Origin of the sequence: Streptomyces sp. NPDC050738 (genome assembly GCF_040654175.1) — a bacterium.
Lineage (GTDB): Bacteria > Actinomycetota > Actinomycetes > Streptomycetales > Streptomycetaceae > Streptomyces.
The window spans coordinates 263,949-281,286 of the sequence record NZ_JBFAHN010000001.1; the positions used below are offsets into that span (position 1 = coordinate 263,949).

Genomic DNA, 17,338 nt, shown 5'->3' on the forward strand with positions numbered 1-17,338 from the left:
CGCTCGGTCCAACGGAACTTGACGATTTTTCGAGGTGTGTTGTGCGTAAATTTCGACGGTTTTTCATCGTCGTCGCGGCGATGGCTGCCCTGTTCGGTCTGAACCAGGGCAGCGCATTCGCGCTTGAGTCCTACTGCACCACCAACGACGGCGACGCCGGCGGCAAGTCGTGCTGGATCTACCACGAGAACTCGGCCGGCTCGCACGTGGACATGGTGTGGTTCGACGCGTACGGCGAGTACCTGCACGTGTCCGACTACGAGGCGAACGGCGAGGGCGTCGTGGCCTACGTCAACGGCACCCCGTACTACTGGACCAAGGGCAACCAGACCGGCTACGTGTGGAACCTGTCCATCGCCGAGGGCACCAAGGTCACGCTCAAGTCCTGCCAGACGGACGGCGCCGCGGAGTACGACTGCCACACCGAGTACGCCGTCGCCTAGAGCCTGATCCCCGGCGCCACTGCTCCACCGGACCGGGCAGGTCCCATGCGTCAGACGGTACGGAGTCCCAGCGGGCCCGCGATCTCCTCGGCCATGACCTGCCCGGCCTGCTCCGCGAGGGCGTCCTCGCTCAGGTCCTCGTCCGTGTCCAGGCCGTCCAGCTCCGCGAGCGGCTGGTCCAGGCGGACGTGCGCCACCAGCGACTGCAGGGCGCGGAGGCAAGCCGAGGCGGTGGAGCCCCAGTTGGAGAAGTAGGAGAACTGCCACCACCACATGGCCTCGGTGGTGCGGCCCGCGGTGTAGTGGGCCAGGCCGTGGCGCAGGTCCGTGACGAGGTCGGCGAGGTCGTCGGAGATACGGCAGGCGACGGGGGCCTTGCGCGGCTCGTACGGGTCGAAGACCTCGGAGTAGACGTCGATCGGCTCCAGGAGCTGCGCGAAGCGCTCCCGCAGGTCGTCCACATCGGGCTCCGGGCCGAGGTCGGGCTCGTAGCGGTCGGCCGGAAGGATGTCCTCGTGCGCGCCGAGACGGCCGCCGGCCAGGCAGAGTTGGGAGATCTCCAGGAGGAGGTAGGGCACCGCGCTGTCCGGGTCGTCGCCCTTGGAGACGGCCGTGACGGCGAGGATGAACGACTCGATCTGGTCGGCGATCTGCACCGAGAAGTCGTCCGGGTCTTCCTTGACGGCGTTGAGCGTTGCGTCAGACATGGTGAGGTCGTCCTCCGTCGTCATGCGTCCTGGTGTCGTCCATCAGACATCCAACAGCCTTCGGCCCTCGAAGGCACGCCCCAGCGTCACCTCGTCCGCGTACTCCAGGTCGCCACCGACCGGGAGCCCACTGGCCAGCCGGGTCACCCGCAGCCCCATCGGCTTGATCATGCGCGCGAGGTACGTCGCCGTGGCCTCGCCCTCCAGGTTCGGGTCGGTGGCCAGGATCAGCTCCGTGACCGCGCCGTCCGCGAGACGCGCGAGCAGCTCGCGGATGCTCAGGTCGTCGGGTCCCACGCCCTCGATCGGGCTGATCGCCCCGCCCAGTACGTGGTAGCGGCCGCGGAACTCACGGGTCCGCTCGATCGCCACGACGTCCTTGGACTCCTCGACCACGCAGATGACCGTGAGGTCGCGGCGGGTGTCGCGGCAGATGTTGCAGTGCTCCTGCTGCGCCACGTTCCCGCAGATCGCGCAGAAGCGGACCTTGTCCTTCACTTCGAGCAGCGCGTGCGCGAGGCGGCGGACGTCGGTGGGCTCGGCCTGCAGGATGTGGAAGGCGATCCGCTGCGCGCTCTTGGGACCGACGCCGGGCAGCCTGCCCAACTCGTCGATGAGGTCCTGGACCACGCCTTCGTACAACGGATCGCCTTTCGCGAAGTGTGCGTATTCGTACGGTAGTTGGTGTGAGCGTCCCTTAGAAGGGAAGCCCCGGCATGCCGCCGAGCCCCTGGGCGAGCGGGCCGAGCTTCTGCTGCTGGAGTTGCTGGGCGTTCTCGTTGGCCGCGTGGACGGCCGCGACGATCAGGTCCGCGAGCGTCTCGCACGTCTCTTCAATGGATGCAGTTTCGGGGTCGACCGCCTTGGGGTCGATCACGAGCGCGCGCAGCTCACCGGAACCGGTCACCGTCGCCTTGACCAGACCGCCTCCCGCCTGGCCGTCGACCTCGGTGTGCGCAAGCTCTTCCTGCGCCGCCGCGAGGTCCTGCTGCATCTTCTGGGCCTGCTGCAGGAGCTGCTGCATGTTGGGCTGGCCACCACCGGGAATCACAGGTGACTCCGATCCATTTCGACGACGTTTTTACGGTGCGACGAGCCTACGTGGTCGGCGAGGGGCTCGCCCTCCACCGTAGGGACCAACTCTTTCGGGTGAGGGCGGGCGGGGGGCCGCGGGCTCTTATACCTGACCACAGAGCACTTGCGGGTGGACATAGCAGCATATTGGCGCCATGGCCCACCATTCGGCGGTAGGAAGGGCATGCGCGTCATTACGCGACAGCAAGCACGCGCGCACCGTACGTCACGGAGGGAGCGGCCGGGTGAGCCAGCCGGAGATGCAGCAGCCCGAGCACGAGGAGGGGACGGGGGCGGGTGCGGGAGCGGGGACTGCGGGCCAGGAGGATCTGGCCGGGCGGCCGTTTCCGCTGGGCGACTGGGGGGAGCCGGCCGAGCGGCTCGACGAGCTGTACCGCTGGGTCGAGGCGGGAGCGCTGCGGACCTCCGCGTGGTACCTCGCCGACCGCACCTGGAAGCGGCGCGGGGCGAGGGCGCTGCGGGTGGGGGCCGCGGCGGCCGCCTTCGCGGGCGCCGCGCTGCCGCTGCTCGATGTGGCCGGGGCGATGGACGGGGCGGCCGGCTGGGGATACCTGGCGCTGCTCGCCGGGGCGGCCTGCCTGGCGTGCGACCGCTGGTTCGGGCTCACGGCCGGCTGGATAAGGGACGTGGCGACGGCCCAGGCCGTCCAACGGCGGCTGCAGGCGCTGCAGTTCGACTGGGCGACGGAGAGCGTACGGGAAGTGCTCGGACCCACGGAGGGGACGGCGAGCGAGGCGGCCGAGCGGTGCCTCGGCGTGCTGCGGAGGTTCTCCGAGGACGTGACGGATCTGGTGCGGTCGGAGACGACGGACTGGATGGTGGCCTTCCGGGCGGGTCCGGCCCCCTTGGTGACGCAGTCGCTCGGGGCGGGCGGCTTCCGCGCGGAGGGCGCGGCGCCCCCCGGCCGCCACCCGCTCCCGCCGGGCACCCGCCCCAACATGCCCAGACAGCGCCCCCCGGAGTCCCCCCGCTAGGCCCCCGCCCCGGGGATCAGCTGAAGACGATCATCGAGCCCTGGCCCAGGCTCCGGGTCGCCGCCGCGTGCAGACCCAGCCACACATGCCGTTCCCTCGCGAAGGGACTGTCGTCGTACGGGATCGGGCCCGCCGGCTCCTCCAGGGATGTCGGCCGGGACGGAGGCGTCGGGGGCGCGGGAGGGTTGGCGGAGTCGATGCCGATCGACTCCGCCACGAACTCCAGCTCACGCAGCAGGCCTTGCGCGGAGCCCAGCGGCCCCCCGCCGGCCAGGAGTTCGTCATTGGACAGGGGAGAGGCGAAGTCCACGGGGACATACGCGCCCGCGTGGTCGTAGTGCCAGACCAGATGGGACTGCTGCGCCGTCGCCTCGAACATCTCCAGGAGCTGTTCGTAGTCGCCGCCGAGATCGTCGACGGGGGTGACCTCCAGGCCACAGAGCTTCAGCAGGTAGGCCCGCCGCAGGAAGTGCAGCGCGTCGTAGTCGAAGCCCGCCACCGGGGCGACGTCCCCGGACAGGCCCGGCATATAGGCGAAGACGGGGACGGACGGCAGTCCGGCCTCGCCAAGTGCCTTGTCGTATACGGCGATTTCTTCGGCGAAGGGGTTGTCGGGGCTGTGGCACAGCACATCGACGAGGGGGACCAGCCACAGGTCACAGGCCAAGACAGGCTCGCTCTCGAACGGGTTCGTGCGATGGTCGGGACAGCGTAGTGCTACGGGCACGTTCCGCGAAGACCGCCGGTCAGAAGAGCCGGCACAGTCAGTGCAGTCCGCGCACATCCCATACCCACGCGCCCCCCACCCGCTCCCCCGGCTTCCCGAGCAGCTTCGACAGAGTCGTGTAGAGCGCCGCCTCATTGGCCTGCGGCGTCAGCACGACGACGCCCGCCTTCCAGTAGGCCAGATCGAAGCGCGCCTGGGCCTGCCAGTTGGGCCCGATGGTGGGGATCTTGGCCTCACCGCCGTACCGCACGTCGCTCAGCAGGTTCGAGGTGAAGCGGGGCGATGCGCCGTAGATGCCCTTGCGCTCCTTGCCCCACGGCCCGTTGAAGTACCCGCCGGGCTGCGAGAAGCCGAAGCCCGTTTCCGCCTGCCAGTGCAGCGACTCCGCGCTGCCGGGGTCGGACAGCGGCACCGGGACCACCGATTCGCCGTGGGTGACGTACTTCTTCCACAGGCTGTGGGCGTAGAAGTACGGCACAGGATCGCGGTCCCGCACCGGATACGACGTCGGCAGCACCGGCAGCAGCACCGCCGCCACCGCCGCGAGCCCTACGACCTTGTACGCCAAGACCTTCGTGACCGTGAGGCGGTCCACGGCCAGCGCGAGCAGCGCGCCGAGCGCAGGGGCGCAGATCATCGCGACCCGCCCCTCGATCACCGACTCGAAGAGCGGCTGGTGGGCGAGGGCCCGCCACGGGCCGGTGAAGGTGAAGTCCGTATACGGGATACGGATCTTGATGCCGAGCGAGAGAACCGCGGCCGCGAAGGCCGTGAAGGCGAAGGCCCTGACCACCGCGTGCCGCCACATCCGCACGGTGATCGCGAAGGCGAGGGCCACCAGCGGCCAGCCGTAGAAGGCGTTCTGCTCGGTGCGGTTGAGGGCGAGCGTGTCGGCCGTCTTGTCCGTACCGGCGAAGGACCGCCCGGAGAACTGGAGCAGCGACAGCGGGCTGTTGCCGGCCCCGTCCCCGTGCAGCACGCTGTGGTAGCTCTGCGCCCCGAAGAACTGCCAGTACAGGGGGTACGCGAGGAGCGGGATCGCCGTCACCGCGGCAATCCCGAGTCCCTTGAGCAGCGGCCGCACCGCCGCCCGCGCGGCCTCCCGGTCGGCGAGCGCGTACGCCACCGCGAAGAACAGCATCCCCATCGCGGCCAGCAGGAACGGCTCTTCGCCGAGGAAGAGCTGGTACGTGGTGAAGAGGCCGAGCAGCACCCCGTCCCGCACCACCCTCGTGCCCTCGCAGAGCCGCAGCGCCCGGTCGATGATCACCGGGATCATGAACAGCACCATGAAGTTGGGGTGCGCGTTGCCGTGCGAGATCATCGGCGGCGCGAAGGCGGCCACACCGGCCCCGACCGCGGCCGCCCATCGGTTGGTCACGAGACGGCGCGCGAAGAGCCAGTACCAGCTCACCGCCGTCGCGGTCAGCCCGCCGGTCAGTACCAGCGCCCAGGTGACCGTGGGCCCGAAGAGCAGCGTGACCGGAGTCAGCGGCACGGAGAGCCCGAGCATCGGGGTGTTGCCCATCAGGTTCACGCCGTCGGGGAAGCCCTGGAAGGTCGTGAACAACGGATTCTGCAGATGGGACACGTTGTGCGCGGTGACCCCGAAGAACCACTCCCACTGGTTCTGGTCCTGGAGCGAGTCGCGCAGATACGCGTGGTCCAGGTCCGTCCACAGGTTCTTGTAGAGCAGCACCGACCCGAGCAGGAAGAGACCGCAGACCACCAGGTCCGTACGCCGCAGGGACCGCGCCTTGAGCTTCACCAGCTCGGCGAGCACCCCCAGATAGGCGGAGGGCCCGACCTTGGAGCCCTCCTGGTGCGACCAGCGCACCGGGACCTCGGCGACCGGCCAGCCCTGCCGCCGGAAGAACTGCAGGATCTCGACGTCGATCGCCCAGCCGTCGAGCCGCGCGTCCGCGAAGGCCTCGCGGGCCTTCTCTCCCTCGAAAAGCTTGAATCCGCACTGGGTGTCGTGGATGCCGGGCACGGCGACGGCTCTTATCAGCCCGTTCCCGAGCCGCCCCAGCCACTCCCTGAGCCGTATCTGGTGCACCTCGACGTGCGCGTCGGGGTGCGCGCGCGAACCGATCGCCGCCGCGTACCCGCCCGCCTCGAGCTCCTTGACGAGTCCTTCGAGCTCCTCGATGGGCGTGGCCAGATCGGCGTCGGTTATCAGCACCCGCTCGCCGCGCGAGGCCGCCACCCCGAGCCGCAGCGCATGCCCCTTGCCGCGGTTGGCCTCGCCGCCGACGAGGCGGATGCGCGGATCACGCACCGAGGCCTCGCGGGCGACACGCGCCGTGCCGTCCGTGGAGCCGTCGTCGACGACGATCAGCTCCCAACTCCCCTGCAGATACGAGGTGATCGCATCCAGGGTCGGCCCGAGTCGCTCCTCCTCGTTGAACGCGGGGACGACCACCGAAAGTTCCACGGTCACGGCTTCAGCCCATCCGCCCAGCGCAGCCCGTGCGCGTTGTATGCCTCGATGACGGCGTACGCCGCTTCGCGGTCGCCGCGGATCAGCGCGTCCGCGAGCTCCTCGTGCCCGTTCCAGAGCGCCGCGCAGATGTCGGCCTCGCGCAGGTCGCGCAGATGGGGCACGGAGAACACCCAGCCCTGTACGCGCAGCCGGTTCAGGAACTCCGCGATGTACGTGTTGCCGGTGAGGGCGCCCAGCTCCCGCCAGTACCGCAGGTCGTACCCGATGAGTATGGCCAGGTCACCACTGCGGGCCGCCCGTGCGGCCTCCTCGGCCCTGCGGCGTACCGACACCAGGGCCTCGCCACCCTCGACCCGCAGGACCAGCTTGCGGAAGATGCCGTCGACGACGAGCGAGCGCGCCTCGACCATCGCGCGGTAGTCGTCGACCGAGAACTCGTGGACCCGGAAGCCCTTGTGCTGGTCCGAGTCGAGCAGCCCCTGCGCGGAGAGGTCGACCAGCGCCTCGCGGACGGGCGTCGCGGAGACCCCGTACTGCTCGGCGATCTGTTTGACGGTGAATTCCTCGCCCGGCTGCAAACGGCCCGCAAGCACTTCGTCACGCAGCGCATCCGCGATCTGCTGCCGCAGGGTGCTGCGGGTCACCGCTCCGCTCGCGGGCATGGTTGTTTCCCCTCCGTATGGCTGCGGACACCTTACGGCGGTGTCCGCAGCCGCACGAAGAACCATTACCCGCCGTTACACGGTGTGTTCGTCCGCGACGGAGAGTGCCTCGTCGAGGGCGGCCAGTCCCTCCTTGGCCTCGGCCTCCGTGATGTTGCACGGCGGGACGACATGGGTGCGGTTCATATTGATGAAGGGCCAGAGGCCGTTCTTCTTCGCCGCGGCCCCGAAGGCGGCCATCGGGGCGTTGGCCTCGCCGGATGCGTTGTACGGGACGAGCGGCTCGCGCGTCTCCTTGTTCCGTACGAGCTCCAGCGCCCAGAAGGCACCGGTGCCGCGCACCTCGCCGATCGAGGGGTGCCGGGCGGCGAGCTCCGCGAGGGCGGGGGCAAGGATGTCGGAACCGAGCCGCGCGGCCTGCCCGACGATGTCCTCGTCCTCCATCGCGGTGATGGTCGCGACGGCGGCGGCGCAGGCGAGCGGGTGTCCCGAGTAGGTCAGCCCGCCCGGGTAGGGGCGGGTGGCGAAGGTGTCTGCGATGGCGGCCGAGATGGCGACGCCGCCGAGGGGCACGTACCCCGAGTTGACGCCCTTGGCGAAGGTGATCAGATCGGGAACGACATCGAAGTGCTCGGCGGCGAACCACTTCCCCGTACGCCCGAACCCGGCCATGACCTCATCGAGGATGAAGACGATGCCGTACCGGTCGCAGAGCGCCCGCACGCCCGCGAGGTAGCCGGGCGGCGGCGTCATGATGCCGGCGGTGCCCGGGATGGTCTCCAGGATGATCGCGGCGAGGGTGGCGGGCCCCTCGAAGACGATGGTGTCCTCCAGGTGCTGCAGCGCGCGCTCGCACTCCTGCTGCTCGGTCTCCGAGTGGAAGGGAGTGCGGTAGAGGAACGGCGCCCAGAAGCGCACGACGCCCGCCGAGCCGGTGTCGGAGGCCCAGCGGCGCGGGTCGCCGGTGAGATTGACGGCCTGCTGGGTGCCGCCGTGGTACGAGCGGTAGGCCGACATGACCTTGGTCCGGCCCGTGTGCAGCCGGGCCATACGGACGGCGTGCTCGACGGCGTCGGCGCCCGCATTGGTGAAGAAGATCTTGTCGAGGTCGCCCGGGGTCCGCTCGGCGATGAGGCGTGCGGCCTCGGAGCGCGACTCGATGGCGAAGGCGGGCGCGAAGGTGGTCATCTTCGCCGCCTGCTCCTGGATCGCGGCGACGACCTTGGGGTGCTGGTAGCCGATGTTGGTGTAGACGAGGCCGCTGGTGAAGTCGAGGTAGCGGTTGCCGTCGTAGTCCCAGAAGTACGACCCCTCGGCGCCGGCGATGGCGAGCGGGTCGATCAGCCCCTGGGCGGACCAGGAGTGGAAAACATGCGCGCGGTCGGCGGCCTTCACGGCCGCGCCGGCCTGCGGGTCGATCTGAGGGGTCATGCGCGCCAGGTTAGATCGACGCAGGTGGGGCCGCACATGGCCAGGTTGTATGGGGAACGGGGATTGGATCGGCAAGGTGTCGGCCCCTCGCGCACAATCCAGCCCACGCCGAGCAAAAACCAGCCCGTCCGGCGCTTGAGGACACGTGACCGAAGGTCGCGTTCGGCCCGCACGACCCCACGCACGCCAGGCAAATCCAGCTGCCCGCACACCAGCCGACGCCGACCACCCAGTTACGGAACAGCGAACAGACCAGGACCCCACTGTCGCACCCGCCCACTATCCTCCCTATACATCAGGCATGTACGGACTCGTACGGGGGAGGCCGGTCCGGCCATGGACAAGTTGAGCCCGCAAGACCCACAACGCATCGGCGCCTACCGCCTCCTGGCCCGCCTGGGAGCAGGCGGTATGGGCCAGGTCTATCTGGCCCGCTCCGAGCGCGGCCGCACCGTGGCGGTGAAGCTGGTCCGCCAAGAGCTCGCCGAGCAGGAGGAGTTCCGCACCCGGTTCCGCCGCGAGGTGCACGCCGCCCGCCAGGTCGGCGGCCACTGGACGGCCCCGGTCCTGGACGCGGACACGGAAGCCCCCGTCCCCTGGGTCGCCACGGGCTACATCGCGGGCCCCAGCCTGCAGTCCGTGATCTCCGGCGACCACGGCCCCCTCCCCGAGCGCTCGGTCCGCACCCTCGCCGCCGGCCTGGCCCACGCCCTGCAGGACATCCACGCGGCCGGCATCATCCACCGCGACCTCAAGCCGTCCAACGTCCTGGTCACCATCGACGGCCCGCGCGTCATCGACTTCGGCATAGCGCGCGCCCTCGAATCGGCGACGGACGCCGGACTGACGCGCACGGGCGCCCTGGTCGGTTCGCCCGGCTTCATGGCCCCCGAGCAGGTGCGCGGCGATCCGGTGACGCCCGCCTGCGACATCTTCTGCCTCGGCACGGTCCTGGCGTACGCGGCCACCGGGAAGCTGCCGTTCGGCACCTCCGAGAGCGGGGTGCACGCGCTGATGTTCCGTATCGCCCAGGAGCCGCCCGACCTCGAAGGCCTCCCGGAGTCGCTGCGCGACCTGGTCACCGACTGCTTGCGCAAGGAACCGGCGGCCCGCCCCTCGCTCGCGGCGATCCTGCGGCAGGTCGACTCGGCCACCACCGAACCATGGCTGCCGGGCGCGCTCATCGCCCGACTGGGCAGCCACGCGGTGCAGTTACTGGAGATCGAGAACCCCCGGGGCCCCACCGGCGAGATCCGCATCCCGCCCGCGCCCCATGACGTGCACCATCTCCCGACGGCGATCGTGGCCCCCACGCCCCCGCCGGCCGGACCTCCGTCCGGGCCGCCGACCCCACCGCTCACCCCTCCCCCGGCGTACGGCCATCCGCAGCCCGGGTACGGCTATCCGCAGCCGGGTTACGCCTACTACACGCCGCCGCCCACACCCCAGCCCCCGCCCCGCAGCGGCCGCTCCACCGCCGTGCTGGTCGCCGTCGCCCTGGTCGTCGCGCTCGGCGCGGGCGGCTCGGTGTACGCGATCATGAACACCGGCGACGACGGCACCCCGGCGGCGCAGAACCCCACGGCCTCCTCGTCCGCGACCACGGACGCCGAGCCCCAGGGGAGCACGGGCCCGGCCGCCACACCGACGTCCGCCCTCGCGTCGCCGACACCCACGCCGACACCGACGCCCACCGTCGACGCGGCGAGCGGCGAGATCCCCGCCGCCTTCATCGGCACCTGGTCGGGCGCCATCGACAACGACACGGGCCACAACCCCCGCGAACTCACCATCAGGCAGGGCAAGGTCGGCGACACGGTGCTCGCGCTCACCGCGGACGGACCGGGCGGCAGCTACACCTACCACTGCGTCTTCCGCGCGGAGCTCGCATCGCCGCCGTCCCCCGAAGGCCCCGTACAGATCGGCCCCTCCAAGGTGATCAGCGGCGATCCGATCTCCTCCTGCCACCCGGGCGCCCCCACCGAACTGACCCTGCTCCCCGACGGCACACTGCGCCGCCAGAGCACCGCGGGCGGCGAGCAGCTCACGTACACCAAATCGGGCTGAACGCGACGCGTCCCCCGCCGGCCGGAGCCGACGGGGGACGCGCACACGACAACCGCCGTCCTAGATGAACGAGTTGATCTCGATCGTCTCGGTGCGGCCGGGGCCCACGCCGATCGCGGAGATCGGAGCGCCCGACATCTCCTCGAGCGCCTTCACGTACGCCTGCGCGTTCTTCGGGAGGTCGGCGAAGGTCTTGGCCTTCGTGATGTCCTCCGACCAGCCGGGCAGGTATTCGTAGATCGGCTTCGCGTGGTGGAAGTCGGTCTGGTTGTACGGGAGTTCCTCGACGCGCTTGCCGTCGATCTCGTACGCCACGCAGACCGGGATCTGCTCCCAGCCGGTCAGCACGTCCAGCTTGGTGAGGAAGAAGTCCGTCAGACCGTTGACGCGCGTCGCGTACCGCGCGATCGGAGCGTCGAACCAGCCGCAGCGACGGTCACGGCCGGTGGTGACACCGCGCTCGCCACCGATGCGGCGCAGCGCCTCGCCATCCTCGTCGAGGAGCTCCGTCGGGAACGGACCCGCACCCACACGCGTTGTGTAGGCCTTGAGGATGCCGATGACCCGGGAGATCTTCGTCGGACCGACGCCCGCACCCGTGCAGGCGCCGCCCGCGGTCGGGTTCGACGAGGTGACGAAGGGGTAGGTGCCGTGGTCGACGTCGAGGAGCGTGCCCTGACCGCCCTCGAAGAGGACGACCTTTCCGGCGTCGATGGCGTTGTTGAGGATCAGCGTGGTGTCCGCGACGAACGGCTTGATCTGCTCCGCGTACTGGAGCATCTCCTCGACGATCTTCTCGGCCTCGATGGCCCTGCGGTTGAAGACCTTGGCGAGGAGCTGGTTCTTGGCCTCCAGCGCCGCCTCGACCTTCTGCGTCAGGATCGACTCGTCGTACAGGTCCTGGACGCGGATGCCGACGCGGTTGATCTTGTCCGCGTACGTCGGGCCGATACCGCGGCCGGTGGTGCCGATCTTCCGCGAGCCGAGGAAGCGTTCCGTCACCTTGTCGATGGTGACGTTGTACGGCGTGATCAGGTGCGCGTTACCGCTGATCAGGAGCTTGGACGTGTCGATACCACGCGCGTTCAGTCCGCTCAGCTCGGAGAGCAGGACCGCCGGGTCGACGACGACTCCGTTCCCGATGACCGGAGTGCACTCCGGCGTCAGGATTCCGGAAGGGAGGAGGTGGAGCGCGTACTTCTGGTCGCCTACGACAACCGTGTGGCCGGCATTGTTGCCGCCTTGGTAGCGCACCACATAATCCACAGATCCACCGAGCAAGTCGGTGGCCTTTCCCTTGCCCTCGTCACCCCACTGAGCACCGAGCAGCACAAGTGCGGGCACAGGCGTACACCCCTTCCGGGCGGGGCATGTCCAAGGTCAGGGGGCGCACGTGTGCCGTGTGCCCGATACCCCAACCGTCGAACCGGCTGCCCCGGAATAGACGAAGCCCCTGGCGCAATAGCGCAAGGGGCTCTTGCACAAAGATGCTACCCGAGGAAGGACCGAGGTGTCGGATCACGACCAGCTGCTGGTGGTCATCGACCCGGTCGCCCGCCGTTTGGACGGCGAGTCCGTACGGATCGCGAAGGATGTGCTGTGTGCGGCCGCGGAGGCGAAGATTTGCCTGCCGGCCGGGAATGAGGAGTTCGCGCGGGCACTTGCCCGCAGGGGTAGTAGGCGGCTGGTGGTGGTCGGTGACGACCGTGCCCTGAGGAGAGCGGTCGGGCTGCTGCACCGCGAGCGAGGGGCCGATCGCGGGCTCTGCGGGAACGCCCTGTCGCTGGTGCCGGTCGGCACGGTGCAGGCGGTGGAGCTCGCGCGCTCTCTGGGGGTGCCGACGGGTGCGGTGGCTGCGGCGCGGGCCGTTCTGGACGGTGCCGTACGCCGTCTGGACCTGCTGGTGGACGACAGCGGCGGGGTGGTGCTCGGCGATCTGCGGATCCCGGCGATCCCCGGGACGGTGGGCGGCGCCCTGGAAGCGCCTTCGCCGTCCGTGTGGAGCGCCTGCCGTTCGCTCGTACGCACCCTGGTCCGGCCCGCGCCCGGCGCCGCGCACGTGCCCGCGCAGCGGCTGCGGGTGGAGGCGGACGGGGTGGTCGTGAGCGATCTCGACCGGCCGGTGGCCGGGGTCTCGGTGCGGTCGCACGACGGGCGGGCCGAGGTCGTGGTCCGTACCGCCGAGGGCGAACGGCTGACCGCCGACGCGGTGGCCGTGACCGTCTCGGGCGCGGACTTCCGCTACCGGGCGGACACGGTGGTGGGCGGGCCCGTCAGGACCCGGACCTGGACGGTGCGGCCGGGAGCCTGGGGGCTGATGCTGCCGACCTCCTGACGCCCGGTCTCACACCTCAGGCCGGGGACGACAGGCCGAGGGTGGCGCGGTGGGTCTGCCAGCGCTCCATCATCGCGTGCATCTCCTGCTGCATGAACTCGAAGAACGCCGCCGTCTCGGCGACCCGGGCTCCGGCGGCGGTCTCCGGGCCGAGGGTCTGCGCGCCCTCGGTCAGCAGCTTCTCCCAGCGGGTCAGGAGCTTGTCCCGGTTGGTGAAGGTCTCGTACCAGAGCTGGTTGTGCAGTACGTACCGGTCGCGGCGGGAGCCGGGCTCGCGCTCACGGGCGACCATCGACGCCTGGGAGAGATAGCGCACGGCACCGGAGACCGCGGCCGGGCTGATCTGGAGCGCGAGGGCCAGTTCGACCGAGGTCATCGCCCCGTCCTTGGACACCAGGAGAGCCGCGAAGACGCGGGAGGCCATGCGCTGCATGCCGGCCTCGGTGAGCTCGGACGCGAAGCGCTCGACGAAGCGGCCGACCGCGTCCGGGTCGGGGCCGGCTGTGCTCTTGTCTGCACTTTTGTCTGCGCTCTTGTCTGCGCTCTTGTCTGCGGGCTTCTCTGGCGTCATGTTTCCCAACTTTACATGCTTCACAAATTCATGAAAGTACTGTACGTTCGGAAACATGACGAAGGCAATCACCGTCTCCGGACTGCACAAGTCGTTCGGGCGGACACACGCGCTGGACGGCCTCGACCTGAGCGTCGAGACCGGTGAGGTACACGGCTTCCTCGGTCCGAACGGCGCCGGGAAGTCCACCACCATCCGGGTGCTGCTCGGACTGCTGCGCGCCGACTCGGGCGCGGCACAGCTGCTGGGACGGGACCCCTGGAGCGATGCGGTGGAGCTGCACCGGCGGCTGGCCTATGTGCCGGGAGACGTGTCGCTGTGGCGGAATCTCAGCGGGGGCGAAGTCATCGATCTGTACGGGCGGTTGAGGGGCAACGGGCTCGACCCGAAGCGTCGGGCGAATCTCCTGGAGCGCTTCGAGCTCGACCCGACGAAGAAGGGCAGGACGTACTCGAAGGGCAACCGCCAGAAGGTCGCCCTGGTCGCCGCCTTCGCCTCCGACGTCGACCTGCTCATCCTCGACGAGCCGACCTCGGGCCTCGACCCGCTGATGGAGGAGGTCTTCCAGAGCTGCGTGGAAGAGGCGCGGGACCGCGGAAGGACGGTGCTGCTCTCCTCGCACATCCTCAGCGAGGTCGAGTCGCTCTGCGACCGGGTGAGCATCATCAGAAAGGGCCGGACCGTCGAGACGGGATCGCTGGCCGAGCTGCGGCATCTGACCCGGACGAGCCTGACCGCCGAACTGATCGGCGCGCCGGGCCCGTTGGCTGAGCTCCCCGGGGTGCACGACCTCGATGTGCAGGGACACCGGGTCAAGCTCCAGGTGGAGACGGACCAACTGGACGCGGTGCTGCGGTCGCTGACCGCTTCCGGCGTGCGGTCGCTGGTGAGTACCCCACCGACCCTGGAGGAGCTCTTCCTTCGGCACTACCAGGACGATGTGCACGCCGCTGCGGACGAAGAGGCGATGGCGCGATGACGACGGCTGCGGTGGCGGTGCGCTCGCCGGCCAGGTCCGGGTCCGATCACCTCACGGGCACGCGCGCCCTGTCGAGGCTGGCCCTGCGCAGGGACCGGATCATGATTCCGGTGTGGGTGCTGGTGGTGGGCGGTTCCTTCGCCTCGGTCACCGGCTCCTTCGCGAAGCTGTACGACACGGCCGCCAAGCGGGCGGACGTGGCGCACTCGATGAGCACGAACGGCTCGATGCGGGCGCTGTACGGCCCGGTGTTCAGCGATTCGCTCGGCGGTCTGACCGCCTGGCGCATGGTCGGTTTCGGGGCCGCGCTCGCCGCGGTGATGAGCCTGGTCATCGTGGTGCGGCACACCCGGGAGGAAGAGGAGACCGGACGCCAGGAGCTGATCTCCTCCGCCATGGTGGGGCGCCGCGCCCCCCTGACGGCAGCCCTGCTGACCGCACTGATCGCCAACGCGGCGCTGGCTCTGATGATCACGACAGGACTGGCCAAGTCCGGTGAGCCCGGGGCCGGTTCGCTGGCACTGGGGCTGGCCACGGCAGGGGTCGGCATGCTCTTCGCCTGCACGGCGGCCATCGCGGCCCAGCTCACCGAGAGCGCGCGGCTGGCGAAGGGGCTGACGTCGGCGGTCATCGGGGCCGCGTTCGTACTGAAGTCGGCCGGTGACGCCTCGACGGACGACGGATCGTCGGTGCTGACCTGGCTCTCCCCGATCGGCTGGGCCGAGAACGTCAGGGCGTTCGGCGGGGAGCGCTGGTGGGTGCTGCTGATCCTGGCCGGCGCGATCGGCGTCCAGGCGGTCCTCGCGTACCGGCTGGCCGGACGGCGCGATGTGGGCATGAGCTTCCTGCCGACCCGGCCGGGGCCCGCCCAGGGGGCGCTGGGAACGGCCGGTTCGCTCGCCTGGCGGCTGCAACGCGGCAGTGTGTACGGCTGGTCCGCCGGCTTCCTCGCCGCCGGGGTCGTCTTCGGCGGGATCACGGGCGGCGCGGCCGACCTGGTCGGGGACAACGAACAGGCCCGGGAGATCTTCGAGCGGATGGGCGGGCACTCCGGTCTCACTGACGCCTTCCTGGCCGCGATGGCCGGGATGCTCGGCCTGGTCGCCGCACTGTTCATCGTCGCCTCGGTGCTGCGACTGCACGGCGAGGAGACCTCGCAGCGCGCCGAACCTCTGCTCGCCGGCGCGGTGGGGCGGCTGCGCTGGGCGGCAGGACATCTGGTCGTGGCCTTCGCCGGGTCGGCGCTGATCATGGCGCTGGGCGGAGTCGGTCTTGCCGTCGGGTACGGCCACGACCTCGGTCCGATCCTCGGAGCCGCCCTGGTCCAGCTCCCGGCGGTCTGGGTCATGGGCGGGCTGACGTTCCTGCTCTACGGCGCCTTCCCCAAAGCGGCGGTCGCGGGGTGGGGTGTGGCAGGTCTGGTGCTCGCCCTGGGGTGGATCGGCCCGGCACTGGACCTCCCCCGGTCGGTCCTCGACCTCTCCCCCTTCGGGCATCTGCCGAAGCTGCCGGGCGGCGAAATGGCCTGGCCTCCGGTCCTGCTGCTGACGGCGATTGCGGCGGCGCTGGTCGCGGGCGGGCTCGCGGGCCTGCGCCGCCGGGATCTGACGACGTAGATCTGTGGATCTGCCGTCTACACCTCCACCTGGAGCTCTTCGAGCCCCCGGATCACGAAGCCCGGCTTCCACTCCGGCTCGGAGACCAGCCGGAGTTCCGGCGCACGGCGCAGCAACTCACCGAAGGAGGCGGCGAGTTCGATGCGGGCGAGCGGGGCGCCCAGGCAATAGTGGATACCGGCACCGAAGGTGACATGAGGGTTGACGGAGCGGGCCAGGTCGAGGGTGGCGGGGGCGTCGAAGACGGCCGGGTCGTGGTTGGCCGAGCCGAAGAGCAGGGCCACTTCGGAGCCCCGGGGGATGCGGACGCCGTCGAGTTCGATGTCTTCGAGGACCCAGCGCTCGAAGAGCTGGAGCGGGGTGTCGTAACGCATGAGTTCTTCCACAGCTGTGGACAACATTTCCTGCGGTGCGGCACGGAGCCGGGCGAGCTCCCCAGGATGCCGGAAAAGGGTCCACCAGCCATTGGCCGTCGTGTTCACGGTCGCCTCGTGGCCCGCGTTGAGGAGCAGCACACAGGTGGAGATCATCTCCTGCTCGCTGAGCCGGTCGCCCTCGTCATGGGCGGCGATGAGCGCGGAGATCAGGTCCTCGGTGGGTTCGGCGCGGCGGGCGGCGATCAACTCCCGCAGATACGCGGAGAATTCAAGCGACGCACGGACGGCGCGCGCGGCGGTCTCCTCGGACGGGTTCAGCTCGTACATCCCGCAGATGTCGGCCGACCACGGCCGAAGGAGCTCGCGGTCCGCGCCTTCCGGTATGCCCAGCATCTCGGCGATGACCGCGACGGGGAGCGGCTCGGCGACGGCGGTGAGGAGGTCGCCGCCGCCGTTCTTGACGAGGTCGTCGACGAGTCCGGCGGCGAGGCGTTGGACGGTGGGGGTGAGGTTCTCGACGGTACGGGCGGTGAACGCCTTGGAGACGAGGCGCCGGATGCGGGTGTGGTGCGGGGCTTCGAGATCGAGGAGCCCGTTGTCGTTGAGGGTGTGGAACGGCTCGTGGGAGGCGGGCGGTGGCGTCCGCCCGAACTCCTCGTGGCCGAACCGGTGGAGGTAGGTGCGGCCCAGGCGCCGGTCGCGGAGGAGGGCGCTGACGTCGGCGTGGTGCGGGATGAGCCACTGCCCGGTGGGCTCGAACCAGTGCGCGGTGCCTTGGCGGCGGAGGTCGTCGTAGGCCGGGTACGGGTCGGCGACGAAGGCGGGTGACCAGGGGTCGAAGGCGGCATCCATGCACGGACGCTAGCCGCCGGGGGCGGACCCTGACCAGGGGGTCTTTCCCCCACCCC

16 protein-coding genes are annotated in these 17,338 nt (G+C 70.1%); 6 read left to right on the plus strand and 10 right to left on the minus strand.

Translation table 11 applies throughout. The features are described 5' to 3' along the window. The first annotated feature begins 80 nt into the window (after positions 1-80). Positions 81-443 carry a hypothetical protein gene (locus AB0H78_RS01195; protein WP_363232089.1) on the plus strand — a complete coding sequence of 121 codons (363 nt, stop codon included), beginning with the start codon at positions 81-83 and terminating at the stop codon, positions 441-443. Between the two features lie 50 nt (positions 444-493). On the opposite strand, the gene AB0H78_RS01200 is transcribed toward AB0H78_RS01195, so the two are convergent. From AB0H78_RS01200 to AB0H78_RS01210, 3 genes are read right to left on the minus strand one after another with little or no spacing between them, the layout of a single operon-like run. Next, positions 494-1,150, minus strand: a complete 657-nt coding sequence (locus AB0H78_RS01200) for a DUF5063 domain-containing protein (protein ID WP_363232090.1) — start codon at positions 1,148-1,150, stop codon at positions 494-496. A gap of 42 nt (positions 1,151-1,192) precedes the next feature. Beyond that, complete coding sequence (gene recR / locus AB0H78_RS01205; RefSeq protein ID WP_363232091.1) at positions 1,193-1,792, minus strand: recombination mediator RecR; 600 nt, start codon at positions 1,790-1,792, stop codon at positions 1,193-1,195. A gap of 55 nt (positions 1,793-1,847) precedes the next feature. Beyond that, positions 1,848-2,201 carry a YbaB/EbfC family nucleoid-associated protein gene (locus tag AB0H78_RS01210; RefSeq protein ID WP_363232092.1) on the minus strand — a complete coding sequence of 118 codons (354 nt, stop codon included), beginning with the start codon at positions 2,199-2,201 and terminating at the stop codon, positions 1,848-1,850. Between the two features lie 268 nt (positions 2,202-2,469). Between AB0H78_RS01210 and AB0H78_RS01215 the strand changes: the two genes are divergently transcribed. Further along, on the plus strand, positions 2,470-3,219 hold the full coding sequence (locus AB0H78_RS01215) for an SLATT domain-containing protein (RefSeq protein WP_363232093.1): 750 nt from the start codon (positions 2,470-2,472) through the stop codon (positions 3,217-3,219). A 16-nt stretch (positions 3,220-3,235) separates the two neighbouring features. Here AB0H78_RS01215 and AB0H78_RS01220 read toward each other — a convergent pair whose 3' ends face one another. The 4 genes from AB0H78_RS01220 to AB0H78_RS01235 form a co-directional block, all read right to left on the minus strand. Beyond that, positions 3,236-3,886: a hypothetical protein gene (locus AB0H78_RS01220; RefSeq protein ID WP_363232094.1), complete on the minus strand. Its 651-nt coding sequence runs from the start codon at positions 3,884-3,886 to the stop codon at positions 3,236-3,238. Positions 3,887-3,983: 97 nt separating this feature from the next. Then, positions 3,984-6,389, minus strand: coding sequence for a dolichyl-phosphate beta-glucosyltransferase (locus tag AB0H78_RS01225; RefSeq protein WP_363232095.1), 2,406 nt, complete (start codon positions 6,387-6,389; stop codon positions 3,984-3,986). After that, positions 6,386-7,054: a GntR family transcriptional regulator gene (locus tag AB0H78_RS01230; protein WP_363232096.1), complete on the minus strand. Its 669-nt coding sequence runs from the start codon at positions 7,052-7,054 to the stop codon at positions 6,386-6,388. The genes AB0H78_RS01225 and AB0H78_RS01230 overlap by 4 nt, the downstream gene beginning before the upstream one ends. 75 nt (positions 7,055-7,129) lie before the next feature. Next, entirely contained in the window at positions 7,130-8,485 is a 1,356-nt protein-coding gene (locus tag AB0H78_RS01235) for an aspartate aminotransferase family protein (RefSeq protein ID WP_363232097.1), read from the minus strand. A gap of 336 nt (positions 8,486-8,821) precedes the next feature. Between AB0H78_RS01235 and AB0H78_RS01240 the strand changes: the two genes are divergently transcribed. Then, positions 8,822-10,552 carry a serine/threonine-protein kinase gene (locus AB0H78_RS01240; RefSeq protein ID WP_363232098.1) on the plus strand — a complete coding sequence of 577 codons (1,731 nt, stop codon included), beginning with the start codon at positions 8,822-8,824 and terminating at the stop codon, positions 10,550-10,552. Positions 10,553-10,612: 60 nt separating this feature from the next. On the opposite strand, the gene AB0H78_RS01245 is transcribed toward AB0H78_RS01240, so the two are convergent. Further along, positions 10,613-11,896 carry an adenylosuccinate synthase gene (locus AB0H78_RS01245; RefSeq protein WP_363232099.1) on the minus strand — a complete coding sequence of 428 codons (1,284 nt, stop codon included), beginning with the start codon at positions 11,894-11,896 and terminating at the stop codon, positions 10,613-10,615. 166 nt (positions 11,897-12,062) lie between these two features. Between AB0H78_RS01245 and AB0H78_RS01250 the strand changes: the two genes are divergently transcribed. Beyond that, a complete protein-coding gene (locus AB0H78_RS01250) occupies positions 12,063-12,887 on the plus strand; it encodes a diacylglycerol kinase family protein (protein WP_363232100.1) in 825 nt (274 codons plus the stop codon). 16 nt (positions 12,888-12,903) lie between these two features. Here AB0H78_RS01250 and AB0H78_RS01255 read toward each other — a convergent pair whose 3' ends face one another. Further along, positions 12,904-13,458: a MarR family transcriptional regulator gene (locus AB0H78_RS01255; protein WP_363232101.1), complete on the minus strand. Its 555-nt coding sequence runs from the start codon at positions 13,456-13,458 to the stop codon at positions 12,904-12,906. A 55-nt stretch (positions 13,459-13,513) separates the two neighbouring features. On the opposite strand from AB0H78_RS01255, the gene AB0H78_RS01260 reads away from it, so the two are divergent. Both AB0H78_RS01260 and AB0H78_RS01265 read left to right on the plus strand, forming a co-directional pair. Then, complete coding sequence (locus AB0H78_RS01260; RefSeq protein WP_363232102.1) at positions 13,514-14,437, plus strand: ABC transporter ATP-binding protein; 924 nt, start codon at positions 13,514-13,516, stop codon at positions 14,435-14,437. After that, entirely contained in the window at positions 14,434-16,053 is a 1,620-nt protein-coding gene (locus AB0H78_RS01265) for an ABC transporter permease (protein ID WP_363232103.1), read from the plus strand. The genes AB0H78_RS01260 and AB0H78_RS01265 overlap by 4 nt, the downstream gene beginning before the upstream one ends. Positions 16,054-16,070: 17 nt before the next feature. Here AB0H78_RS01265 and AB0H78_RS01270 read toward each other — a convergent pair whose 3' ends face one another. Next, a complete protein-coding gene (locus AB0H78_RS01270; protein WP_363232104.1) occupies positions 16,071-17,282 on the minus strand; it encodes a cytochrome P450 in 1,212 nt (403 codons plus the stop codon). Positions 17,283-17,338 lie beyond the last annotated feature (56 nt).